This window comes from Rhodococcus sp. TAF43 (assembly GCF_052113525.1).
Lineage (GTDB): Bacteria > Actinomycetota > Actinomycetes > Mycobacteriales > Mycobacteriaceae > Prescottella.
Genome location: NZ_JBFRDL010000064.1, coordinates 1 through 23194, shown reverse-complemented (window position 1 = coordinate 23194; position 23194 = coordinate 1). Strand labels below are relative to the sequence as shown.

General features: G+C 64.6%; 26 protein-coding genes. 22 read left to right on the top strand and 4 right to left on the bottom strand.

Features of this window, described 5'->3' with window-relative positions:
- Together AB4Z09_RS26415 and AB4Z09_RS26410 are read left to right on the top strand one after the other, a co-directional pair.
- On the top strand, nucleotides 1-695 hold a 695-nt coding region (locus tag AB4Z09_RS26415), incomplete at its 5' end, for an SDR family oxidoreductase (RefSeq protein WP_442241066.1).
- A complete protein-coding gene (locus AB4Z09_RS26410; RefSeq protein WP_442241065.1) occupies nucleotides 695-1108 on the top strand; it encodes a MaoC family dehydratase in 414 nt (137 codons plus the stop codon). The genes AB4Z09_RS26415 and AB4Z09_RS26410, both read left to right, overlap by 1 nt.
- Here the strand turns inward: AB4Z09_RS26410 and AB4Z09_RS26405 are convergent.
- A complete protein-coding gene (locus AB4Z09_RS26405; protein ID WP_174908618.1) occupies nucleotides 1095-2147 on the bottom strand; it encodes a YeiH family protein in 1053 nt (350 codons plus the stop codon). The two genes, AB4Z09_RS26410 and AB4Z09_RS26405, sit on opposite strands and share 14 nt — an antisense overlap.
- Before the next feature lie 101 nt (nucleotides 2148-2248).
- Here AB4Z09_RS26405 and AB4Z09_RS26400 point away from each other — a divergent pair, with 101 nt between their 5' ends.
- Complete coding sequence (locus AB4Z09_RS26400) at nucleotides 2249-3172, top strand: LysR family transcriptional regulator (protein ID WP_174908620.1); 924 nt, start codon at nucleotides 2249-2251, stop codon at nucleotides 3170-3172.
- A gap of 127 nt (nucleotides 3173-3299) precedes the next feature.
- Nucleotides 3300-5549, top strand: a complete 2250-nt coding sequence (locus AB4Z09_RS26395) for an ATP-dependent DNA ligase (RefSeq protein ID WP_429520289.1) — start codon at nucleotides 3300-3302, stop codon at nucleotides 5547-5549.
- A 7-nt stretch (nucleotides 5550-5556) separates the two neighbouring features.
- Here the strand turns inward: AB4Z09_RS26395 and AB4Z09_RS26390 are convergent, their stop codons facing one another.
- Nucleotides 5557-5907, bottom strand: coding sequence for a MerR family transcriptional regulator (locus tag AB4Z09_RS26390; RefSeq protein ID WP_442241064.1), 351 nt, complete (start codon nucleotides 5905-5907; stop codon nucleotides 5557-5559).
- 268 nt (nucleotides 5908-6175) lie between these two features.
- Between AB4Z09_RS26390 and AB4Z09_RS26385 the strand changes: the two genes are divergently transcribed.
- Nucleotides 6176-6562 (top strand): hypothetical protein, encoded by a 387-nt coding sequence (locus tag AB4Z09_RS26385; RefSeq protein ID WP_442241063.1) that lies wholly within the window; start codon nucleotides 6176-6178, stop codon nucleotides 6560-6562.
- 13 nt (nucleotides 6563-6575) lie between these two features.
- Here AB4Z09_RS26385 and AB4Z09_RS26380 read toward each other — a convergent pair whose 3' ends face one another.
- Nucleotides 6576-6953, bottom strand: a complete 378-nt coding sequence (locus AB4Z09_RS26380; protein ID WP_174908627.1) for a hypothetical protein — start codon at nucleotides 6951-6953, stop codon at nucleotides 6576-6578.
- Nucleotides 6954-7282: 329 nt separating this feature from the next.
- Between AB4Z09_RS26380 and AB4Z09_RS26375 the strand changes: the two genes are divergently transcribed.
- The 17 genes from AB4Z09_RS26375 to AB4Z09_RS26295 all read left to right on the top strand — a co-directional run bounded on the left by AB4Z09_RS26375 (nucleotide 7283) and on the right by AB4Z09_RS26295 (nucleotide 22665).
- Nucleotides 7283-7654 (top strand): hypothetical protein, encoded by a 372-nt coding sequence (locus tag AB4Z09_RS26375; protein ID WP_442241062.1) that lies wholly within the window; start codon nucleotides 7283-7285, stop codon nucleotides 7652-7654.
- 95 nt (nucleotides 7655-7749) lie between these two features.
- Nucleotides 7750-8226, top strand: coding sequence for a GyrI-like domain-containing protein (locus AB4Z09_RS26370; RefSeq protein WP_174908631.1), 477 nt, complete (start codon nucleotides 7750-7752; stop codon nucleotides 8224-8226).
- A 127-nt stretch (nucleotides 8227-8353) separates the two neighbouring features.
- Nucleotides 8354-9331 carry a quinone oxidoreductase family protein gene (locus AB4Z09_RS26365; RefSeq protein ID WP_174908633.1) on the top strand — a complete coding sequence of 326 codons (978 nt, stop codon included), beginning with the start codon at nucleotides 8354-8356 and terminating at the stop codon, nucleotides 9329-9331.
- A gap of 5 nt (nucleotides 9332-9336) precedes the next feature.
- Nucleotides 9337-10263, top strand: a complete 927-nt coding sequence (locus AB4Z09_RS26360; RefSeq protein WP_174908635.1) for an FAS1-like dehydratase domain-containing protein — start codon at nucleotides 9337-9339, stop codon at nucleotides 10261-10263.
- A 381-nt stretch (nucleotides 10264-10644) separates the two neighbouring features.
- The gene (locus AB4Z09_RS26355; protein ID WP_442241061.1) at nucleotides 10645-11607 is read left to right on the top strand and encodes a tyrosine-type recombinase/integrase; all 963 of its coding nucleotides are present in this window, start codon (nucleotides 10645-10647) and stop codon (nucleotides 11605-11607) included.
- An 822-nt stretch (nucleotides 11608-12429) separates the two neighbouring features.
- Nucleotides 12430-12642: a helix-turn-helix domain-containing protein gene (locus tag AB4Z09_RS26350; protein WP_217487191.1), complete on the top strand. Its 213-nt coding sequence runs from the start codon at nucleotides 12430-12432 to the stop codon at nucleotides 12640-12642.
- 59 nt (nucleotides 12643-12701) lie between these two features.
- A complete protein-coding gene (locus AB4Z09_RS26345) occupies nucleotides 12702-12902 on the top strand; it encodes a helix-turn-helix domain-containing protein (protein WP_174908639.1) in 201 nt (66 codons plus the stop codon).
- Between the two features lie 22 nt (nucleotides 12903-12924).
- A complete protein-coding gene (locus tag AB4Z09_RS26340) occupies nucleotides 12925-13098 on the top strand; it encodes a hypothetical protein (RefSeq protein WP_174908641.1) in 174 nt (57 codons plus the stop codon).
- A 107-nt stretch (nucleotides 13099-13205) separates the two neighbouring features.
- Nucleotides 13206-14402 carry an AAA family ATPase gene (locus AB4Z09_RS26335; protein ID WP_442241067.1) on the top strand — a complete coding sequence of 399 codons (1197 nt, stop codon included), beginning with the start codon at nucleotides 13206-13208 and terminating at the stop codon, nucleotides 14400-14402.
- A gap of 225 nt (nucleotides 14403-14627) precedes the next feature.
- Entirely contained in the window at nucleotides 14628-15269 is a 642-nt protein-coding gene (locus AB4Z09_RS26330; protein ID WP_174908646.1) for a hypothetical protein, read from the top strand.
- Nucleotides 15260-15730 carry a hypothetical protein gene (locus AB4Z09_RS26325; RefSeq protein WP_174908648.1) on the top strand — a complete coding sequence of 157 codons (471 nt, stop codon included), beginning with the start codon at nucleotides 15260-15262 and terminating at the stop codon, nucleotides 15728-15730. Before AB4Z09_RS26330 ends, AB4Z09_RS26325 begins: the two co-directional genes overlap by 10 nt.
- Entirely contained in the window at nucleotides 15727-16152 is a 426-nt protein-coding gene (locus AB4Z09_RS26320) for a hypothetical protein (RefSeq protein WP_174908650.1), read from the top strand. The genes AB4Z09_RS26325 and AB4Z09_RS26320 overlap by 4 nt, the downstream gene beginning before the upstream one ends.
- A 17-nt stretch (nucleotides 16153-16169) precedes the next feature.
- Nucleotides 16170-16817 carry a hypothetical protein gene (locus AB4Z09_RS26315; RefSeq protein WP_174908652.1) on the top strand — a complete coding sequence of 216 codons (648 nt, stop codon included), beginning with the start codon at nucleotides 16170-16172 and terminating at the stop codon, nucleotides 16815-16817.
- Nucleotides 16818-17319: 502 nt separating this feature from the next.
- A complete protein-coding gene (locus tag AB4Z09_RS26310) occupies nucleotides 17320-17634 on the top strand; it encodes a hypothetical protein (RefSeq protein WP_174908654.1) in 315 nt (104 codons plus the stop codon).
- Between the two features lie 137 nt (nucleotides 17635-17771).
- Nucleotides 17772-21782 carry a tape measure protein gene (locus AB4Z09_RS26305; protein WP_442241060.1) on the top strand — a complete coding sequence of 1337 codons (4011 nt, stop codon included), beginning with the start codon at nucleotides 17772-17774 and terminating at the stop codon, nucleotides 21780-21782.
- A gap of 264 nt (nucleotides 21783-22046) precedes the next feature.
- Nucleotides 22047-22331: a hypothetical protein gene (locus AB4Z09_RS26300; RefSeq protein WP_174908662.1), complete on the top strand. Its 285-nt coding sequence runs from the start codon at nucleotides 22047-22049 to the stop codon at nucleotides 22329-22331.
- A gap of 46 nt (nucleotides 22332-22377) precedes the next feature.
- A complete protein-coding gene (locus AB4Z09_RS26295) occupies nucleotides 22378-22665 on the top strand; it encodes a hypothetical protein (protein WP_442241059.1) in 288 nt (95 codons plus the stop codon).
- Nucleotides 22666-22671: 6 nt separating this feature from the next.
- Here AB4Z09_RS26295 and AB4Z09_RS26290 read toward each other — a convergent pair whose 3' ends face one another.
- Nucleotides 22672-23052, bottom strand: a complete 381-nt coding sequence (locus tag AB4Z09_RS26290; RefSeq protein WP_442241058.1) for a hypothetical protein — start codon at nucleotides 23050-23052, stop codon at nucleotides 22672-22674.
- Nucleotides 23053-23194: the final 142 nt, after the last annotated feature.

The following is a 23194-nucleotide window of genomic DNA, read 5'->3' as shown; positions in this document are numbered from 1 at the left end:
GTCTCGCGGTGGCGCAGCGCCTGGTCGACGAGGGCGCGCGCGTCGTGATCACGGCGCGCAACCAGGACGCGCTCGACGCCGCCGTCGAACAGTTGGGCGGCCCGTCGGTGGCGCTCGCCGTCGCTGGGCGGGCCGACGACGAGACCCACCAGGCCGAGACGATCGCGCGGGCCGTCGAGGTCTTCGGCCGGTTGGACGTCCTCGTCAACAACACCGGCATCAACCCGGTCTCGGGGCCGGTGCTCGACACCGACCTGGACGCGGCGCGAAAGATCCTCGGGGTCAACGTGCTCGGCGTGATCGGTTGGGCCAGGCACTTCCGGAAGCAGTTGGATGGGGCGGTCGGCGCGGTGGTCAACGTCGCCTCGGTGGCGGGGCTCCGGCCGGCGACCGACATCGGCGTCTACGGAGTCAGCAAGTCCGCGGTGATCGCGTTGACCGCGCAGCTGGCGGCCGAGAACAGCCCGACGATGCGAGTCAATGCCGTCGCGCCCGCGGTCGTGCGGACACGGTTCGCCGGTCCGCTGTACGAGGGGCGTGAGGAGCAGGTGGCCGCCGACTACCCGCTGGGACGGCTCGGCGAGCCGGAGGACATCGCTGCCGCCGTGGCGTTCCTCGCGTCCGACGACRCGGCGTGGATCACGGGGCAGACTCTGGTCGTCGACGGTGGCCTGACCCTGGCGGGAGGAGTGTGATGGCGGTATTCACCTCTCTCGACGAGTTGCGCTCCGCGGTCGGCACCGACCTCGGCGCCAGCGACTGGGTGACGGTCTCCCAGAACCGGATCGACACGTTCGCAGACTGTACCGAGGACAGGCAGTGGATTCACATCGATCCGGTGCGCGCGGCGGACGGTCCGTTCGGCGGTCCGATCGCCCACGGTTACCTCACGCTGTCGTTGCTGTCACGGTTCTTCGATGATCTGATCCGCGTCGAGAACGTGACCGCGGCCGTGAACTACGGACTCGACCGGGTGCGGTTCCCCTCTCCGGTCCCGGGTGGTTCGCGCGTGCGCGGCCACGCACGGGTGGCGTCCGTCGAGCCGCGCACGTCGTGCGCGGCAGGCCCGTGGTTCGTTTCGGGGTGTCCCCGGATCAGACCATCATGACTCCGACGAGGGCGATGGCCGCGACCCAGACGGTGGACGCCGCGGCGAGGATGAACGGCCGGATTCCGACCTTCTTGATCGTGGCGATGCGGACGCCTGCACCCAGCGCGAACATTGCTGCGGTCAGCAGCGCAGTCTGCAGTGAGCTTGCAGCCGAAAGAAGTCCGGTCGGGAGGACTTCCGTCGAACGGATGACGACCAGTCCGAGAAACGCCAGGACGAAGAGCGGAATCAGTGGTGGGCGTTTGGTCGTGGTGCCCTGGCCGATGGTCCGTCTGCGTTGCATGATGCTGAGGGCAGCCATGACCGGGGCGAGCATGAGGACCCGGGCCAGTTTCACGATCGTTGCCACGGTGAGGGCTGCACCGCCGATGATGCCGCCGGCGGCGACGACCTGAGCGACCTCGTGGATCGATCCGCCGGCCCACAGCCCGGCTTCGGTGTCGTCGAAACCGATTGCACTCGAGATCAAGGGGATCGTCGGGATCATCAGGGTGCCGAAGATCACGACCAGTGCAACGGCGGTGAGGACCTCCTCCTCGTCGGCTTCGACGACGCCGTCCGCTGCGGCAACTGCCGCGGCTCCGCAGATCGAGAAGCCGCAGGCGATGAGCACCCGCTGGGTCCAGGAGAGGCCCAACAGGCTGCCCACGAACATGGTTCCGACGATTCCGAGGACGACGATCGCCACGACCATTGCGATGACGCCCCACCCGAGGCCGAGGATGTCGCCCAGCACGAGCTGCAGTCCGAGCAGGGAAATGCCTACGCGCAGAAGCTTCTTGGACGAGAAAGTGATTCCGGCGCCGAAGCTCGCCGGCAGAACGACGAGATTGGCAGTGAGGGCGCCCAGCACGATTGCGATCAGCAGCGGGCTCAGCGTGGGGACGAAGTGCCTGACGCCCATGGCGACGACGGCAGCGCCGGCGGACAACGCAATGCCCGGCACCAAGGCGCGCGCCGAGTCCAGACGTGATGGGCCGGATGGGGATGGAGACGCAGCGCTGGAGGCGTCGGATTGGCCCAGTACGGATTTCATACTACGACAATCCTTCGTCGACCGGCTGTTCGGTAGAGACCGATTGAGCAACGGGTCATACCGAATTGATATGTAAGCGCGGTCGGCCATACAGTTGTCGCATGTCGCGTCGGTCGCTCGATCACACTGCTCTCGAGTTGCTGGTCGGCATCGCCGACAGTGGAAGTTTGAGTGCCGCAGGCAGGCTGGTCGGGATGGCGCAACCGAATGCGAGTCGCCATATCACCCAGTTGGAGCGCAAGTTCGGGATGACGTTGGTGCGGCGCAGCACTACCGGTTCGGTCTTGACGTCGAATGGCCTGGTGGTTGCGCACTGGGCCCGAAAGATATTGGCCGACATGGACAAGTTGCTCGAAGCCGTCGACGGCCTGCGGGCGGAGCGATCGCGCGGACTTCGGGTCAGCGCGAGTATGACCGTCGCCGAACATCTGATGCCGCTGTGGCTCGTCCGCTTTCGGCAATCGCATCCCGATCTGACAATTCATCTGGAAGTGCAGAACTCGTTGCGGGTGTTCGAACAGGTCTCGGACGGATCGTGCGAGTTGGGGTTCGTGGAGTCGCCCGAGATTCCCAAACAGATCAGGAGTGTTCCGGTTGCCCGGGATCGTCTGGTGGTGGTCGTCCATCCCGAGCATGTGTGGGCCACACGCGGCCGACCGGTCGGTGCTGCTGAACTGGCCACGACACCGTTGATCGTCCGAGAGCCGGGTTCGGGAACCCGCACCACCCTGGATGTGGCACTCGAAAGGTATCCGCGCTGTCCTCCGCTCCTCGAGTTGGGTAGCTCGGGTGCGATTCGCAGTAGCGTCCTGGCTGGAGTGGGGCCGGCGGTGCTGAGCGCGCTCGCTGTCGCCGACCGCGTCGCGTCGGGCGGCCTCGTGGTGGTCGACGTCGAGGGGCTCGATCTCGAACGGACACTGCGCGCGGTGTGGAGTTCGCAAGGCCCACTGCACCCCGCTGCGGGCGAGCTGATCGGGCTGGCAAGCGATTTCGGTGGGCGTCGCCGCATCGACAGTCGGCGGTGACAAAGCGGATCCGTGCACTCGGGACGAGGTCGCGGACGGGGTGGCCCTGGTCGGTGGAGGAAAGAGCAGGACATGGTGCCTGTCGGCGGCGCACAATGTGGGTATTCCGTGACGGGAGGTACCCCGGATGCCGACGCGCACGATCGACGGTCGACGCTTGACGGTGAGCCGGCTCGACAAGGTGCTGTACCCGGCCACCGGCACCACCAAGGGCGAGGTGATCGACTACTACACTGCGATCGCGCCCGCGCTGCTCCCGCACGCGATCGACCGTCCGGTCACCCGGAAGCGTTGGCCCAACGGCGTGGACGAGCCGTCGTTCTTCGAGAAGAACCTCGCCGAGTCCGCCCCGGAATGGCTCAGCCGAAGGGCGGTGCATCACAAGGATCGGACGGTCCGCTACCCGCTGATCGATTCGACAGCGGCGCTCGCGTGGATCGGCCAGCAGGCCGCGCTGGAGGTGCACGTGCCGCAGTGGCGGTTCGTCGACGACGAGCCGGGGCCCGCGACCAGGCTGGTGTTCGACCTCGACCCCGGTGACGGCGTCGGGCTGGCCGAGTGTGCGCGGGTGGCCTTCGCGGTCCGTGACCTGGTCGCGACCCTCGGGTGGGCGGCGTTCCCGGTCACGAGCGGCAGCAAGGGAATCCACGTCTACGTCCCGCTGGACCGGGCGCTGGCGCCGGGTGGTGCGTCGACGGTCGCGAAAAAGGTGGCGACGAGTCTCGAGCAGATGCACCCCGACCTGGTGACGGCGACGATGGCGAAGTCGGTGCGCGGTGGACGGGTGTTCCTGGACTGGAGTCAGAACAACGCCGCGAAGACCACCATCGCGCCGTACTCGATGCGCGGGCGTTCCGCGCCGACGGTGGCGGCGCCGCGCGCATGGGAGGAACTCGAGGATCCGGATCTGCGGCACCTGCGGTTCGACGAGGTACTCGACCGGTTCCGCCGCGACGGCGACCTGCTCGCCGGCCTGGACCCGCCACTGGATCCGCTCGCCGAGTACCGCCGCAAGCGCGACCCCGACCGCACACCCGAGCCGATACCGCGGACGGAAGAAGAAGGCGGCGAAGGAAACTCGTTTGTCATCCAGGAACACCACGCTCGGCGGCTGCACTACGACTTCCGACTCGAGCACGACGGCGTCATGGTCTCGTGGGCGGTGCCGCGGGGTGTGCCGACGTCGCCGAAGGAGAACCGCCTGGCGGTGCACACCGAGGACCACCCGCTCGAGTACGCGAGTTTCTCGGGCAGCATTCCCCGCGGGGAGTACGGCGGTGGCACCGTGAGCATCTGGGACGCCGGAACGTACGAACCGGAGAAGTGGCGGGACGACGAGGTGATCGTCCGACTCTTCGGCAGCCGAGTGCAGGGCCGGTACGCGCTCATCCGCACCGAGGGTGACCAGTGGCTGATGCATCTGATGAAGAGCGACGGCAACGGCGACGGCGCCCGCACCGATTTGCCGCGCGGACTCGCCCCGATGCTCGCCACCGCGGGCACCCTCGATGGTCTCGACCCCGACGAGTGGGCGTTCGAGGGGAAGTGGGACGGCATCCGGTTGATCGTCGAATTTGACGGCGACGCAATACGATTGCGGGGGAGGGAGGGAAACGACGTCACCGATCGGTACCCGGCACTGCAATCCCTTGCGCGGGCGCTGGACGGGCACCGGGTGGTGCTCGACGGCGAGGTCGTGAGTCTGGACAGCCAGGGGCGGACCAGCTTTCCCGCGCTGCAGGCTGGGGGAGCGCCGCAGTTCTGGGCGTTCGACGTGCTCTACCTCGACGGGATCTCCCTGGTCCGCAAGCGCTACGACGACCGGCGTCGCATCCTCGACGCGCTGGCCGCGGCCGTCGACGGGTTGGTGGTGCCGCCCCAGCTGACCGGGTCGGTCGCCGAGGTCCGCGAGCGCAGTCGTGACCTCGAAGGCGTTGTGGCGAAGCGGCGCGACTCGGTCTATCTGCCGGGCAAGCGGGGATCGGCGTGGATCAAGACGAAGAACTGGCTCACCCAGGAGGCGGTCATCGGCGGGTGGCGACGTGGGCGAGGCGCACGGCACGCGGTGCTCGGTTCGCTGCTGCTCGGTATTCCTGAGGAGGCGGGGCTGCGTTACATCGGCAGGGTCGGCACCGGGTTCAGCGAGCGCGACCTCGACCGGTTGACGTCGATGCTGGCGCCCCTGGAGCGAAAGACGAGCCCTTTCGTCGACGACGTGCCGGACGTCGGCCGCGGCGACACGGTGTGGGTGACGCCGAAGATCGTCGGCGAGGTGCGGTATCGGGAGCGCACCGAGGCCGGCCGGTTGCGGCACCCGAGCTGGCGCGGGGTGCGGGACGACAAGTCTCCCGCGGACGTCCGACTCGAGAACACCTGAGTGTCGATCAGACGTCTCTCGGGGCGGAACGGTCCTCCGCCATGTCTGCGTTCTCGTTGCTCAGGACGGACACCAGGTCCTCGAGCGCGAGGATCTCGCGGATTCCGGTCAGGTTAACGCCCAGTTCGACGAGTTCGGTGATGCGTCGTATCCGATCGAGATCGTCTCGGCTGTACCGGCGGGTGCCTCCCTCCGAGCGGTCCGGGGCGAGCAGGCCGCGGCGTTCGAACAGGCGCAGGGTCTGCGGACCGATGYCGGACAGTTCTGCGGCCACCGAGGTGCCGTACCCGCCCCTGGCGGAAGGCGCCGCGGTAGAGCCAGGGCCGCGGGTCGAGTGCTTGCGGGTATCAGTGCTCATCGAATCCTCCGCTTCGTGCAGTGCTGCGGATCGTGCGTCGGACGTCGATCGCAGCGGTCGGGCTGACGGATCCTGTGATCGAAACCTGTGTCGTCAGTACATAGGTAACCTCCTACGGCGCCATCAGACGGGCCCTGACTTGCGGAAATCGTCGTCGCGGACGCTACGATCGAGCGGGCGAAACGCAACGGGCGGGCCAATTCGAGTCCCATGCGCGGCTGCCACCGTGGGTTCCACGGGGGCCACTTCAAGGAAGAGATGAGGGCAAATGCCCCGCACGCAGGAACACGCCGATCGCTACACCGACGCCCTGATTGCGCTCGCGGCCGCCACRCACCGTCMCGCCAATGTCGTGAACACCGCGGGCCGGTACGCGATCCGCGTCGACTTCGAGTTCAATCGCTATGTTCTTGCGACCAACGCGCAGGACGGGCTGACCAACGACGTCGACGCGATCGAGGCCTGGCACGTGGCCTTCTTCCAGCAGTCCCACAGTGTCACCGAGGACGAACTGCTCGCCGAGGCCGAGAACGAGTGGCTGGTGGACGCCTTCGATCAGGCGCTCGACACGCTGCGCAACTCGGGAAAGTGGATCGAGTCGGACGCCAAGTTCGGCGAGCTCGTGAAGTCACCGGTCGCAGCTGATCAGGACTGACGAGTTCACAGCGTCATGCGGCGCCCTCGACGATGGTGACGGGGCGGTCGAGCGCGACCTCGACGGGCGACCACGAGCCCTCGAATTCGAGGCGCTCCACCGCGCGCCCGTACGCGGCCACCAGGTCGCGGTCGGTTTCCGTTGCCAGTACATCTGCCCCGGTAGGGGTGCTCTCGTGGATCTCGACGGTCCAGGTGTCGAGGTCGGTGCGGGCCTCGGCCAGGCCCTGATCGCCGTTGGTGGCGAGGAGGAAGCGCCCGAAGCCGGCATCGGCGCGGATTGCGTAGCCCGCGGGGGTCCGCACGACGGACGCCGGCAGGTGGGTGAAGGCGGCGAACCCGATCAGGGCGTCGGTGTACAGGTCGGTGAAGTACTCGTGCTTGCGTGCCATGACACTCGTCTCTCTTTCGGGCCACCGAACCTCGCGGAGTGGTTTCGCGGATCTCGGAAGCGATGTACCGAACCTCGGTGGTACCGGGCCGGCTGCTGTTTCCTCTCTCGATGGGAGCATCTTGTCTCCTCCAAAGTGTTTAGTAAATCTATACCAGAAGGCATAGATAGCTGCTCGGCGAAGAAGCCGCCGTAGGTGACCGCACTCGTGTCTGCTGGCGTACGAACTGCCGAAAGTAGTTGGGATGCAAAAGCTTCTCCACTATCGGTATCGTCCGATGCAGCCGGGGCTTCGGCTCTACGCTGGTGCCGAACGATGGAGGTGAGGCGATGACGGACGGGGTGGAACCGGGTCGGCAGTGGTACGACCGGGACGGACGACCGATCCCGCAAGAGGAGGCCGAGCGGCTACTGGGGCGGCCGGGGTACGACCGGATCCGGGCGACAACCGTGATGGACATGTCCGACCTGGACTGGATACGCGACATCTCCACGGTGTGGGTGGGCGTCGACCTCGGGGAGGTGGCCGAACCTCCGCTGATCTTCGAGACCGCAGTGTTCGATCGCGATCACACGACACTTCGACATCGCCGGTACGCCACCGAGGCTCAGGCGTCGGAGGCGCACGAGGCGTTCGTCGTCGCTGCGTGCGAGGAGGCGAACGATCCTGTCGTGCTGGAGACGACCRATTCGGTGACGTGAGTGCACCGCTTCCCGCCGCTTGACACGACCGACGGCCACCCGTGCAAACTGGAATCGGGTGCCTGATCGGGAGTGTCGACGGAGAGGTGCGCGCGATGTCGGACAGTGAGATCGTCGTCAAGCCACTGCCCGGTCTGCGGGTGGCAGAGCTCACCGGGGTCGCGGCCGGCTTCGACCCCGAGCATGTCGGTCCGGTCGTCAAACTGCTGTTCGACGATCTGATGGACCGCTTGGCGCGGGACGAGGTCCGGGGCATCGGGCCGGCGCTGGCCTACTACGAGCGCACCCCGGCAGGGGCGGACGTCGTCGTCCATGCCGCGATTCCCGTCGGGCCCGATGAGCGACCGGGACGAGATTTCGCGGTCGTGGATCTGCCAGAGATTCCGCGTGCGGCGACGCTCGAGCACCGCGGCTCGATGGAGAACGTGCTCCCGGCGTGGGCGTCGCTCGAGCACTGGATCGAGGCGAACGGCTACCGCGCCGACGGCCCGGCCCGCGAGCGGTACCTCGTCTACTCGGAGAACACCGACGACTGGGTCACCGAACTGCAGCGGCCGGTCACGCGGGACTGACAACGATTCGCCCGGGCCCCGATCTCGCTCAACGGAATCGACGCGCAGACATCCAAGCCGCCTGTGAGACGTTCACGATGACGGCGGCCGAGTACCTTGGGCGCACCGATCCGAGGAGGCCGACATCATGCGCGCCGCGTTCCACAACGAGCAGGGCGGCACCGAGGTACTGCGGGTGGGCGAACTTCCCGACCCGGTCCCGGGGCCGTCGGACGTCCTGATTCGGGTGCGGGCGTCGGCGCTGGACCGCGTCGACGTCTATTGGCGCGAGGGCTCCCACGGAATGCGGGTCACCCCACCCCACGTCGGCGGTCGCGACATGGCGGGCACCGTCGTCGCGATGGGGGAGGAGGCGCGCAGGCTGCGGCCCGAGCTCTCGGTCGGCGACGACGTGGTGGCGATGGGCCGGCGCGGCGCGCACTGCGAGCTGGCGGTCGCGCCAGCGTCCTGGACGTTCCCGATGCCCGCCGGGTGTTCGTACGAGCAGGCCGCGGCGATCCCGACCGCCGGCCGCAGCGCCTACGACGCGCTGGTGGGTCGCGCCGCGATCCGCCCGGGCGAGGACGTTCTGGTGTTCGCCGGCGGCAGCGGGGTGGGCAGCTTCGGGATCCAGATCGCGCGGGCCGCGGGCTGCCGGGTGTTCACCACGGTGGGAAGCCCCGAGAAGCGTAAGCGTGCTGTGGAACTCGGAGCCGACGCGGTGATCGATCATCACAACGACGACATCGTCGCCCGCGTTTGCGACCTGACCGCCGGCCAGGGGGTGGACGTCGTCCTCGATCACGTGGGCGCACCGGTGTTCTCGGCGGCGATCCGCTCGCTCCGTCCGTTCGGCCGCTACGTCACCACGGGTGTCACGGCGGGACATCTCGCGGAACTGCATCTGGGACGGGTCTTCGAGAGGGGGCTGTCGGTGCTCGGTGTGGGCCGCCCCGATGAACAGCAGGTGCGGGAGACCCTGACCGCACTGCTGCGGCTGGTGGAGCGGGGATCGGTGACGCCCGAGGTGTTCGCGGTCTTGCCGCTGGAGGAGATATCCGCCGCACACGAGCTGATGGAGTCGTCCGGCTTCTTCGGCAAGATCGTTCTCTCCGTCGGAAAGTGAGCAGCATGTACCGACTCGTCGTGCACGGCTCCCACCTGTTGCAGTTCGCGCGCGCGATCGGCGACCCCGAGCCCGCGTACACCGACGTGGACCGATTGACGGTGTCCGGACCGGACGCCCTCGTCGCCCCGCCCACCTTCCTCATGGCCGCCGACCACTTCGACCCGGCATACGCGCGTCGTCCGCGGCCGGGCGTTGCCTGGATCGCGTCGCGTCGGCGCGAGCCGGACCAGCAGGCGGGCTTCCACATGGAGCAGCACTTCACGTTTCACCGCCCGGTCCGCGCCGGGGACGTCCTCACCGCCGACGATCGCCCCGGTGACACGTGGCGCAAGAGCGGTCGCCGGGCGGGGACGATGACCTTCAGCGAGACCCTCACCGACTACCGCGATGCCGACGGCGCGCTCGTCGCCACCGCGCGATGGGTGCAGGCGATGGTGGAGCACACGCCGCCGGTCGCAGCCGACCCTGTCGCACAGCCGAATCCGAGTCCCACCGCCGAGTCCGAGGGTGTCGACGACGGCGACGACGGCGATCTCGTGGTCGGCAGCGCGTGGAGCGTGCCCCTCGTCGCGGACCTCACGCGGGCCCAGATCGTGATGTACGCGGGCGCGTCCGGTGACTTCCATCCGCTGCACAGCGACGACGTCTATGCCCGCGAGCGCGGCTATCCGGGCGTATTCGCGCACGGCATGCTCACCATGGGGATGAGCGGACGGGCGGTCACCGACCGGTTCGGTCACGCGAACGTGCGGTCCTTCGGCGGGAGGATCAGTTCGCAGGTCTGGCCCGGCGACACCCTCACGGCCCGGGTGGAGGTCACCGGTCGGCGGGCCGAGGACGGGGCGGCCCTGCTGGATCTCGCCGTCGCCACGGTGAACCAGCACGGCGTGCGGGTGTTCGACGGGGCGGCCACGGTGCGGGTGTCGTAGCTGCCGCACCGGTTCTGGCGGCGTCGCGTCGCCGATCGGGGGTGCGGCGCCGCGACGAGGGAGCGGCAGAAGTTCGGGGGTGCCCTCGGCAGGATTCGAACCTGTCATGCCTAGACGCGCTCGGAGCGGGTCTACCAGCGACAATGTCCTATTTGTGCTGGTGATTGGCGACGCTACACTGTGCCTAAAGTGGACGCAAGCGGACACGCGATAACTCCTATTAGGCAGGAGATAGGCACAGACATGGCACGAACCAGACGCGGCTTCGGAGCGCCACGCCAAACATCGTCCGGCCGCTGGCAAGCCCGGTACACCGGCCCTGACGGATTGCCGCATAAGGCTCCTCGCACGTTCGAAACGAAGGACGACGCTGTCGCTTGGTTGGCCGGCGAGCGCCGCAAGATCGACCTTGACGCTTGGACGCCGCCGGAACTCGATGCTGAGCCGAAGGATGTCCTTACGGTCAAGAAGTACGCGGAACGCTGGTACACCGAGACGAAGGGGCGGCACAAGCCGCGAACCCGGCAGCTCAACCGTGGCTATCTCGACAACGTCATCCTGCCCGAACTTGGATCGGTGCCACTCGAGAGCTTGACTGTGCAGGATGTTCGGAGGTGGTACGCGAGTCTGGATCACTACCCGACGCGCAACGCCAACGCCTTCTCGCTCCTGCGGACCATATTCAACCAGGCCGTTGATGACGAGCTGGTGCCGGCGAACCCGTGCCGCGTCAAGCGTGCTGCGGTGAAGACGCGGGTCATCGAGCCTGTTGCGTTGACTGCCGCCGAGATCCGCCAGTTGGCCGATTCCATGCCGGCGCAGTGGCGCGCGCTGGTGTTGGTGGCTGGCTTCGGTGGCCTTCGATGGGGTGAGCTGACGGCGCTACGGCGGTCTGATTTCACGTTGACCGAGTCGGATTGCTCGGTGACGGTCGCCCGTGCGGCGGTGCGGATGAAGGGTCATTTCGTGGTTGGCCCGCCGAAGTCGAAGGCGGCGATGCGTACGGTGCCATTGCCGTCTGCTCTTCGTCCCATCTTGGTTGCGCATATCGCGGAGCACGCTGCCCCTGGTCGTGGTGGCTTGATGTTCCCGGCGGATACTGCGGACCTTCTGCACGACAACACGGTGCGTCCGAGGTTTAAGCGTGGTGCGGCGGCCCTTGGGCACCCGAAGTTGCGGTTCCACGATCTGCGGCACTCTGCGGCCACGTTGTTTGCGCAGGCTGGTGCAACGTTGGCGGATCACATGGTGTTGATGGGTCACACGTCGTCGGCGATGTCTGCCCGGTATACGCACAGCACTGCGGCGCGGAACCGGTCACTGGTGGAGGGCATCTGGGAGTAGCCGAGAGTGCAGATGGTGAACTCCGATGGCATGTCGGCTTGGATTCTCTGGGATCGCAGAAGACGGGCAGTCAACCTGCGAATATCGGCTATGTCGCTCGCATGATCTCGGGTTGTGCGTTTCTGGTGGCCTCTAGGTGTACCGTCTTCAAATTAGTCGAACGGAAGTTCGAAGCCGAGGGGGGCCGTGGTCCTATCAGAAGAAGAAATCCGGAAGCTGCGGGCGCAGGTTGACGCTGCCCACGGTTGTGGGGTCGCTGAGCGGGCAGTCCGGCAGGAAACGGATGCTGTGATCGCTGCGGCGTACCGGCGCGCTCAAGATGCTGGTGACAGCGCGCGAGTGCGGGCGCTTGACCAGGATCGGAAGACCTGGATGGACGAGTTTCGGGCCGCGCGCTTCATCGGCCGGAAGCCATCAACGTTGCAGCGTTGGCGTCGGCAGGGGATCGTCCGGGCTGTCAGTAAGCGGGACGAGTTCGGCGTCCGCTGGTCATACAACCGGCTCGATATTCGAGCGGCCCTACATGTCTCGCACAAGGGTCGGCATGTCAGTCGACAGGCGGGTCCGGGTCGTCCGCAGAAGGTAGAGGCTCGCGCTGAGACTCTCCGGTTGCTGGAAGAGGATTCGACAGCGAGTAATCGGGCGATCGCTCGGCAGGTCGGAGTGTCACATACGTTTGTGGCTTCCGTGCGTCGCGAGTGGCAAGAAAACACTGTGTCATGACGACTGTCTAAGATGGTTTTTGAAGTCATGGCCAACGTCGGCCAACACTAATTCTGGGAATCACATCGTGGTTCTGTCATGCCTTGGGGGAGGTGAATTGTGGAGTGGCTGAATGAATCCCAAGCCTGCCTGCTTGTGGGTACGTCGGCGCGGTCTCTCCGCCGTTGGCGTCAGCGGGGCGACCTTCCAGAGTATCGGCAGTGCGTTGGTCGAACGATGTACCGACGTCGCGACGTCGAGGCGTGCGCAGAACTCCAGCGGAGGCGGTACATGGACCGACCGTTGCAGGGCAGGCCGAAGCTCACCGTCTGACCGGTCAACCGAACGCACCATAAAGGCCCCCAGCTTCCACGCTGCCGGGCTGAATCAGCATGCCCGAAGGGAAGTTCCACATGAATGCTCGTCTCGTCACGATCGGAGACGCCGCCGCCTACCTCGGCTGCTCGACGCGAACAGTACGCCGGTACATATCTGCCGGCCGAATCGAGGCCTATCGCGTCGGTAACCGAATGATCCGAGTCGATAGCGCCGAACTTGACCGACTGCTCCGGCCGCTTGCTCACATGGCCTGAACACACCGAGAGGAACCGAGAGATGAGTTACCGCAACAGTACATACAACGTGCTCGAACACTACTCGCCGAGGGCGGACCGAACTCTGTACCGGGTGGTCCCGACCGCCATCACCCGCGAGTGGCGACTGAACGAGGACGAGATCCGAGCCCTACATGGGGCGCTGGGTGAGGCGATCGAGCGTTACGGCCTGTAGGCCACCGGCATAGCTGACTGATTGAGACATGGTGCCGCATAACTCGCGGACGACGAGAAGAGGAACTATTGATTGACGCGAACTGGAATGAGATTCCAGACCCCCAGGTGTGGAAGGCCACCGACCTAGAAGGCTCACGCCGAATGGAATGGCTCGCCACCGGGCGGCTCCCATCAGGCGCAGTCACTTACATGCTGGGTCCCGAGGGGATCGGCAAGAGCCTGTTCCTTGTCTGGCTGACGGCGATCATCACGACCGGGCGGGAGTTCAAGGCGTTCGGCATCCCGCAGCGGCCACCGAGCAATGTTGTGCTCGTGCTCACCGAGGACGACTGGGCGACCATCGCGCGTCCCCGCCTTGAGACGGCAGGCGCTGACCTGGACTACGTGCGGGTGATCTGCACGGATAGTGACGGGTCTGGCTCTCCGGAGTTTCCTCGTGACATCGAGTTGGTCGAAGGGGCTGCTGAGGATGCAGCGTTGGTGATTGTCGACGCGTGGGCGGACACGCTGCCATCGAACCTGTCGGTGAAGGATCCGCAGCAGGCTCGGCAGGCGTTGCATCCGTGGAAGGAAGTGGCGTCGAGGACTGGGGTGTCGATCTTGCTGTCGGGGCATACGAATCGTGAGAAGGGCGGCAACGTCCGCAACGCGTACGGCATGACGGCGGAGCTTCGCAAGAAGGCGCGAATGACGCTGCTCGCACAGCCTGACCCAGATGAGGACGGTGTACTGGTGATCGGGCCGGAGAAGTCGAATGTGACTGCCCCAGTGGTGGCATCCCGATTCCGCATCGAGTCGGTCCAGGTGTTCGAACCGTCTGACGATGGTGATGGGACGGTGCCGCGAATGGACTGGGCTGGAGACGCCGAGCAGTCAGCGCGCGAACTGTTCGTAGCCGCTGCCGCTGCCGAGAGTGGGGAAGTCGGCGATGACCGCGACGACATCGACGCGTGGCTGAAGGCGTTCCTGTCCGAGAATCCTGACTGCCGCCAGAAGGCGAACGACGTGTTCACTGCGGCTGACGCTGCCGGCTATTCGAGGGACAAGGCGAAGCGGGCGAAGGCGCGGCTGAATGTTGATGCAGTCCGGGAGGGCTCGTGCTGGTACTGGGTTCTGCCGGTGGAAGGGAGCACTAGTACCCCTATCTCCTCTTCATGCTCTCTTACTCCCTTGCAGGTCAGCAATGCACCCTTGCACAGTGAAGAGAGCAAGGGAGCAAAGGGGGCAAGCGTGGAGACATACCAAGGGCGCACCCTTGGCCACTGGCGAATGTCTGGGGAACCGGTGATCGCCAATGTCTGACACCTCCTACATCGAACGAATCCCAACCGACCTCACCATCCACGGCACGCTCGAACCATGCCAGATCCCACGGTGCCGAAGATCAAGACGCGCCCCAACCGAACGGTGCTGCCTCCAAGACGGGGACGGCTGGCAGCACTGGACCCGGCGAACCTGCATCGCCGACTAAGTAGAAGCCACAGGGGCATCCACTGATGGGTGCCCCTTCGTCATGTCAGGAGCCAGATGCGGATAACCACAACCGCCGAAGAGTTGCGGGTTCTCCTCGCTACCTCTGAACTATTCGTCAGCCGCGACTCGAAGCACCCCAGCCTCCACGTCGTCATCCTCGAACGCCACAAGGGCAAAGTGCTCGCCGCGTCCACCGACCGATTCCGGTTCGCACTGACCGCCATCGAGGCCGACTTTGACCACGTGCCCGAGGACTGGCGGATCGCGCTCGATGTCGCGGACATACGCACACTCACGACATCACTGAAATCGCTAGGCGGTGTACGCCAGCGCCGGCAGATCGAGACAACCATCCACGATCAGGACGGGAAGCTCACAGTCTCGACACCGACAGCAGAGTGGACGTTCGACCGTGCCGAGAACCAGGTGCCCGACTGGCGTGGCCTATTCAGTGCGACACCATCCGCATCTGGTGGTGTGCCGGCACTCGTGAACCCTGGTCTGCTCGCCGATGCTGCACGTGCCGCTCGCGGCTCAAAGGACATGGCGCTCATCGAATTGTCTGCTAACTCGACACGCCCAGCTCGAATCACCATCGGTGACCACACCACGATCCTGCTCATGCCCGTTGGCCCAACCAGAGAGAACACGGTCGGCCGGCGTCTACACAAGGAACTCGGAATCGAATGCCAGTGACAGTCATACGAAAACAATCAACGATCAGGGAGGGGACAGTGGCGAAGCCACGAGTGACGGACAGCGACGAGCGCACCGCTGAGGAGATGGTGCAGGCGCTACGCGACGGGGACGACGCGGCGTTCAGGCGTGCACAGGACAGTTGCTTCGAACGCTGGTATGGCGTCGAGGGAACGATGTTCGCTCTCGCATCGAAGCTGTCCAAGTTGGACAGTCGGACAGACGAACCAGAGCCGGCCAAGTCCCGACCAGGCACCTACGGGAAGCAGCCCAAGCCAATCACTACAGAGAAAGAGAACGTCACAGTGACAGAACAGCAGAAGCAGATAGACAGCCTCGCAGCGAAAGTCGAAGTACTACGAGACGCACTGAAGGAAACCGACAATCGGATCGACCGAATCGTAGGTGCCCTCGAAGCGTTCGCGGATGTCCTCGAAGAGGATCCGGAGGCACTGGCGTGAGTGAGCAGAACACCGAGGTGGAGCAGGTCGACACCGGACAGCCCAACGAACAGATCGTTGAAGACGGCACCGAACCCGACCTCGCCGCGCTCGAACACCAACGACAGATCGCCGACCTCACCGAACAACTCGAAGCCGCGAACCAGGCGCTCGCCCGCCGTGATGAGCAGATCGAGAAGCACCGGGTGGCCGAACTGAAGAAGCAGATCGGCACCACCCACGAAGTCGACCCAACTCTGCTCCACGGCAGCACCGTCGAAGAGTTGGAGGCACACGCTATCCAGCTCACAGCATGGCGCAAGACCGTCGAGGCGAAGGTCGTACCCCAACGGCGCGTCCCACTTCGATCCGGCTACGTCCGGGAGTCGAACTACATGAACGCCCGACAACGCGCCGTGCACGGCGCCCGCAACTCCTTCTAACTAGCACAGGACCACCAATGACCTCAAACATCAACTTCCATCCCATCCCGCAGAGCCAGCAGGCGACAGTGGAAAACTTCAAAGCCAGCATCGGACGCTACGTGGACACCAACCGCGTGGACAGCATCAAGGCCTCGCACAAGGCCCAACTCGAAGCCATCCGGAAGGACCCTCGCCTCACCGCAGAAGGCAAGCGGAGCGAGCTAGCCAAGGCGCACGTCGCGTCCAGAGATCAGATGAACGAACTGCGAACCCAGTTCAAGACTGGACTCGCCGCCGACAAGCTTCGAATCCAACGGCGACTGTTCGGATCCGTCACCGCAGACCCGACCGACATCGTGTCAGCCCGAGACGCACACGAACGGGCAAGCCGAATCAGCAGCCAGCAGGACGCCATCACGCTCCTCGAGCGGGCACAAATCACAGGCGACACTGCACTGAGCCGGGCCATCTTCCACCAGGCGGCCCGACACAACTGGAACGAGGCCATCACCACCCACGCAGAGACCAGCCCCGGCGCGGCAGACGGGCTCAAGGAGCTACGAGACCTTCCCGAGGGCGACATGACCGAGAACCTCGCCTTCGCACTCCCACTGCCCAACGAGTTCGTCGGCATGACCGCTAAGGGCGTGGACGCCGAGCTGCGGAAGTACGCGGACGAATGATCAGGCCGGCACAAGGCAAGCCAGGCACCAGCACGACGCCGTCCAGCCCTCAGGGGTGGGGGAGGGGTCTCGACAAGACCGATGGCGGCCCCTCAGGCATTGCTGCCAAAACCTACTTAACCCGAATTTTCCACACCTGGAATCTTGATGGCTGACGGTGGATTGGTGGCTGCATCGCTGACGGGAGACCACATGACGGCGCTCAGGGCATTGCGGCGTCGGTTGGCTACGGCGATTGATGAGTGTGGGTCGAAGCGGGATCTGGCGGCTTTGTCTCGGCAGTACATGCTCGTGATGAAGGCAGTGGATCGACGCTGCGCACCCATACGGATCAATCTGTCGCCTGCCGAGGTGATCGCTGCACGGAGGGCTGCACGGTCGGGTGTGAAGGCCGTGAGTCGGGGTGTGAAGCGCTAGGGGCGTTTCGGTGGTGTTGGGGCTGTGCCGGCTTGGTGCGGCCCCTTTTTCATGCCCGGATTACGGGCGGAAGTGGAGATAGACGATGGGGAACAACGATCCGTTCAACGCGGAGATTCAGGCGGCGGCTGGCGAACTGTGGGGATCGCTGATCGCGACAGACGGCGACCGGGATTGGGCGCTGATGCTGATCGCTGCTTCGGCAATGAAGTATCAGGAGCGGTTCAACGAGGTGGCGTCGCTGGCGCTGGTTCTGATGGCGTCTCAGGGTTGGCGCACTGCGCTGAAGATGCTCGCCGAGAAGGGGGTTGATGCGGAAGCGGTGCGGCAGCGGGTTGTGGGTGATGTGTTCACGGATCTTCTCGCGGAGGTTGTTGCGGCGCAGCAGCAGTCGGTGTAGCAGCAACTCGGTCTACCGGCGGTTCCCCATCTCGGGGGGCCGCCTTCTTTGTTTGTTTACAGGGGAATTGGGGGTGCGGAATGGCCGGTGTTGAGTTGGCTACCGCATATGTCAGCCTAGTTGCTGACACTAGTAAGTTGCCGAAGCAGGTTGGTTCGGCGTTCAAAGATATTCAGACCCAAGCTGGTGTTGCCGGTCAGGGCATGGGGTCGAAGATGGCCGCCGGGCTTGGTAACACGCTGAAGGCCGGCGCGCTTGGTGTGGCTGCTGCTGCGGGCGCGACCGCCGGCGTGGCATTCGCGAAGGGCTTTCAGCGTCTATCGGCGATCGATGGTGCTCAGGGCAAGCTCCGTGGTCTGGGGCATGACGCGGGCACCGTGCAGACGATCATGGACAACGCCCTGGCGTCGGTGAAGGGCACGGCGTTCGGGCTCGGCGACGCGGCCGGTATCGCAGCGGGTTCTGTGGCTGCAGGGATCAAGCCGGGTCAGGATCTTGAGCGGACGCTGAAGCTTGTCGGTGATGCTGCGGCGATCGCAGGCACCGATCTCGGGTCGATGGGCGCGATTTTCAACAAGGTTGCAGCGTCGAACAAGATTCAGGGCGATGTGATCGCCCAGTTGTCTGATGCCGGTATCCCAGTGATTCAGATGCTGGGCAAGGAACTTGGCAAGTCCTCAGAGGAAGTCGTCAAGCTGGCCTCTGACGGCAAGATCAACTTCGAGACGTTCCAGAAGGCGATGGAGAAGGGGCTCGGCGGCGCTGCCCTGGAGTCCGGCAACACCGTCTCTGGTGCCTTTAAGAACATGAATGCGGCGCTTGGGCGGCTGGGTGCTGAGGCTCTGAAGCCGACGTTCGCTCGTCTCGGTGGCGGGATCGGTGGGGTCACAAGCGCGATTGACCTTGCAGCGCCGAAGGTATCCGAGTTGGCGAAGGCGCTGGATGACAAGGTCTTTGCACAGGGTGTTCCAAAGCTGACCGACGCTTGGAAGGAACTATCAAAGTCCGACCTTGCGCAGGGCTCGCTGCACTCGCTCGTGACTATCGGCGGGAACCTCAAAGACACGTTCGAGGGTGTCGTGCCACCCGCGAAGCGGATAGCCGAAGAGCTGGGACGGGCATCGGCTGCTATCGGTGTGAGCGGTTGGCAGACTCTGCTTGCAACTGCCGAGGCGCTGTCGTCGGTTGCGGCATCGGTCCTCGTGCCGGCGCTTGAGACTGTCGCCGGTTTGATGGAGAGCAACACAGGCATCGTGACAGGTCTGGTCGCAGCCTGGCTGGCGTTCAAGACGATTCCTGGCCTGATCAGCCGCACTGGTGCGCCATTGTCGACGTTGAACGGACAGGCCGTGTCTGTGTCGGGGGCATTGCGGGGAATCGCCACGGCAACAGGTGGTATCACCCAGGTCGCCGGCTATGGAGCGGTTCAGATGGGCCGGTTCGGTTCGGCGGTGCAGCAGCTCGGCACCCACTCGCCTCTGATCGGCCGGTTGCAGCGAACGTTCATGGATGCTGCTGCGGGCGCGGACAGGTTCGGTCGCATGGCTGGTACGGCGGCGGTCGCGGGGCAGGGTTTGGCTACTGCCGGCGGTGGTCTGATGTCTGCGCTGGGCGGCCCTTGGGGTGTTGCGATAACGGGTGCGACTGTGCTGGTCGGTGGTCTCGCGAGGAAGCACGCGGAAGCGGCTGCAGAGGCACGCGCACAGGAGCAGGCGACCAAGGATCTTGCTACGGCACTGGATCAGGGTTCTGGTGCGATCACTGCGGCGGTATACGGAGACAAGGCCCGTGAACTCGCCAACAACGGATCCGTCGATCAGGCGGAAAAGCTGGGTATCACCGGTAAGGAACTCACTGCGGCCAGCCTTAACATGGGCGACTACCTTCCCGCGTTCACAGAGAAGGTCAAGACCGCTGGTGTCGCTGCTGTGGAGGCGTCTCAGTTTTTCAAGACGAACTCCGACAAGATGTCTGAGCTTGGTCTGACGGCTCAGGTGGTGTCGGGTGCGTTGGCGGGCAATGCCGATGACATCGCACTGGTGAATGCGCAGTTGCCGACACTTGGTGCGATGACTGCCGGCGGCGCGGCCACTATGGACGGTCTAGCGCATTCGCTGAAGGGCGGCGCGGAGGAGAACTACAACCTGGTTCAGTCGGTCGCCAAGTCCAATCAGGCGCTCACCGATGCACAGAAGATCCAGGCTGATTTTCAGTCGGCGGTGCGTGGAACGGCTGCCGAGACGCGCACCATGTCGGGTGATGTGGCCGAGCTTGGATTGCAGGTCCGCGAGGTACCCGATGCGAAGTCGGTCGTTGTCGACATTCCGACCGAGGATCAGAGGAATCGGCTGCTCGGGCTCGGGATGACTATCACGGACATTCCTGGCACGAAGACGGTCACAGTGACGGCTCCGACTGAGGAAGCGGCAGCCGGGTTGACGAACTTCGTCAATCAGCAGCGGACGATCACGGTCAAGGTTCGTGCGGAGGCTGCAGCGGATGCGTACGCGGCGAATCTTGCGGCTGACATCGCGAATGGTGGCTATGTCCACTATGCGGATGGCGGTATCCAGAACCTGCCTGGGCAGGCGAAGATCCAGCCCGGTAGCGGTGCAGGGCTGGTGCAGTGGGCTGAGGGTGAAACCGGTGGCGAGGCGTTCATTCCGCTAGCACAGTCGAAGCGGGGACGCTCCACGTCGATCCTCGCGGACGTTGCGGCACGGTTCGGGTATGGGCTGACTGCGTTCGCTGAGGGTGGAATCAACGGCATCCAAGCAGCACTCAATGCTGGGCGCTCGAACAATGGTGTGAAGTACCTGTGGGGTGGAACCGGTCCGAACGGTTGGGACTGCTCAGGTTGGGTTGGATGGCTACAGCAGATCGCTATGGGCATCGTCGGATCAACGAAACGCCTGTACACCACCTATTCGCTGCTTGATGGTTCGTTGGCTGGTTTGCAGCGCGGACTCGGTCCTGCTGGGACTCAGTTCCAGGTGGGCGTGTCGCAGGAGCACATGGCGGCAACCGTTGGTGGGCAGCCTGCCGAGTCTGGTGGCTCACACGGCGATTCCCGCATTGGGGCTCCGGCAGTTGGGGCGACAGATAGCCAGTTCACGAACTGGTTTCATCTGCCCAACAGCATGATTGCTGGTGGTGTCGCTAACTCGTTCACTCCAGGCGATCGGAGGGCCGTTGAGTGGACCGAGGACGATGACCTTTACCTCGAAGAGGCGGGCATCAATGTCCGGCAGGAGCAAGATCGCCGCAACGAAGTCCAGGAGAAGCTGAACAAGGGCGAAGCCACGCAGGCGGAACTCGACAAGGCCGATCTGGACGTGAAGAAGGCTCAGAAGAAGGTTCTGGATCTTCAGAAGCAGAAGGAAGCGGCAGGTGCTGGCAAGTATGTGGCTCCTGAGGCTCCGGGTATCGCGAAGGCATACACCGAACGGGAGATGGAACGTCTCGACGCCCAACTCTCGGTTGATGAGGCGAACGAGCGGCGTAACGAGGTGTACGACGACCCGGAGGCATCGGAGCGTGACCGTCTGCGGGCTGACATGGACCTGGTTCGCGCCCAGAACTCGCTTGCTGAGGCGATCAAGGGCACGAAGGACGGCAAGGATTATTCGGCGCGGGGGATCGCGAAGACGTTCCTTGATCGGGCGTCGGATGCTGCGCTGGATGGTGTGTTCGGGCAGATCCCGTTCGGTGTCGGTGACTCTCGTTGGGTGACCACGGACTGGAACTCGCTGATCCCTGAGGGCGATTGGACTCAGGAGCAGGTTGATTCGCAGCTTGGTGTGACGCCGGGTCAGGGTGACTGGATGTCGGCACTGTCCAAGAATCTGGAGGGTGCGCCGGCTGAGGTTGGGGACCTGTTGAAGCGGGTCAAGGTGTTTGACAATGGTGGCTGGTTGGAGCCTGGTGAGTTGGGTATCAATTTGTCGGCGCGTCCGGAGCCGATCTTCAATAGCCCGGATCAGTTGCGGCAGTTCGCAGGAAACCTCGCCGTACCGGAACGACCGAAGCAGATTGTCGACAACTCTGTCGTGTTCAATGCTCCAGTCACTACCGCTGACCCGCGCGAGCTTGAGCGAGTCATCCGCACCCGTCAGCAGAACCAGACATTCGCACAGATCAGGAGGTGAGCATGACGGTTGAAGAAGAAGTTGATGGTGCTCGCGCGCTCGAACTGTGGCGTGCGTCGATAAAGGGCGGCCCCCCCTCTACCGGACGGACCGGGCTGGGGTGATGTCTCCCACGAGGACGCCGCCCTCGACTGGTGGCGGACCAAGGAAGCCAAGGAACGGGCTCTTCCAATGTGGGTGGGCGGCAACGCCATGTGAGGTGATGGTGTGCCCCTCAGTTAAATTGGCTGAGGGGCATCACACCCGCCAYCTATAATCGTGTCGATGGACTGGATTGGCGTATCTGACGAGCTGCTGGATGAGGTCGAGCAGCTAGTGAATGCTGCCGGCCGCTCTGATGCCGGCCGGACGATCGTCGACAACCTTCTGGGGGAGGGTGAGTTTGATGCGGCTTTCGAGTCGCTGGTTGCGCAGGCGGCATCTGTGGGTGTTCGGTTCCCAGCTGGGCTGCTCGACCGGATCGAGGCTGAGGTTGTCGATGCAGACGAGGAAGCATTCACTGGCGAGTTTGATGATGATCTGCGGAAGCTGCGGCTGATCGCTGAGTGACGCTGTGCCCCCTCGGTTACCCTCAAATACTGAGGGGGCATCCATCATGGACACACCAGACCCACACATCGCGGAGATGCGGCTGTATGAGCGTATCCTCGATGAGCTTGACGGGGATCTAGGCAGCGGCGATGTCGCTGCTGGTAGTGCCGCGGATGCCGGCGAGTTCGATGTTGCGGCGTGGCTGGCGGTTGAGGCCGCCTACCACGATCAGCGGCCGTTGAGTCGCTCGTTGATGGATCAGTTCCGTGTGGAGCATCCGTTGCGAGTTGAGGATCCGGGTCTGTGGCGGCAGGTTCTGAAGTGGCTGGATGGTATTCCGGTGAAGGGCTGACCTGCTCTAGCTCTCGAGTACCCAGTTGCAGCCGAGGGTCTGCACGATCTGCCCTTCAGCCAACTGCATGTACGTCGGACCGAACGAATTGTTGCCGCCATCGGCTTCGCCCAAGCTCGCTCCCTTGTACGGCAGGTAGGTGTAGGCGCACATCGGTACGTCTGGGTTGGTTGGGCCATCCGAGTAGTAGGTGCCGGCAGCTACGTCGGTTCCGCCGACATACACACCACCGCCGAACTGGGTCTTCAGTCCTGCCTTGGTGGTGACGACCGGAACCTGTGTGGTGGTTGTGGGTGGGGCGGTCGTTGTTGGCGTCGCTGTGACGGTAATGGTCTTGTATTCGGTGACGGTCTCGGGAATTGCGGGATGGTGTGTCGTTGCTGCCACATCCTCCGACAAGTAGGAGTCCCCCGACCGCGAGTGCGGTGATCATGCGTTTCATGCGGATAGGTGTATCAAACTGGACAGACACGGCGGTTTGGTATGCCGGAATGCGAAGTGCCCCACCTGGCCTTAGGCTGGGTGGGGC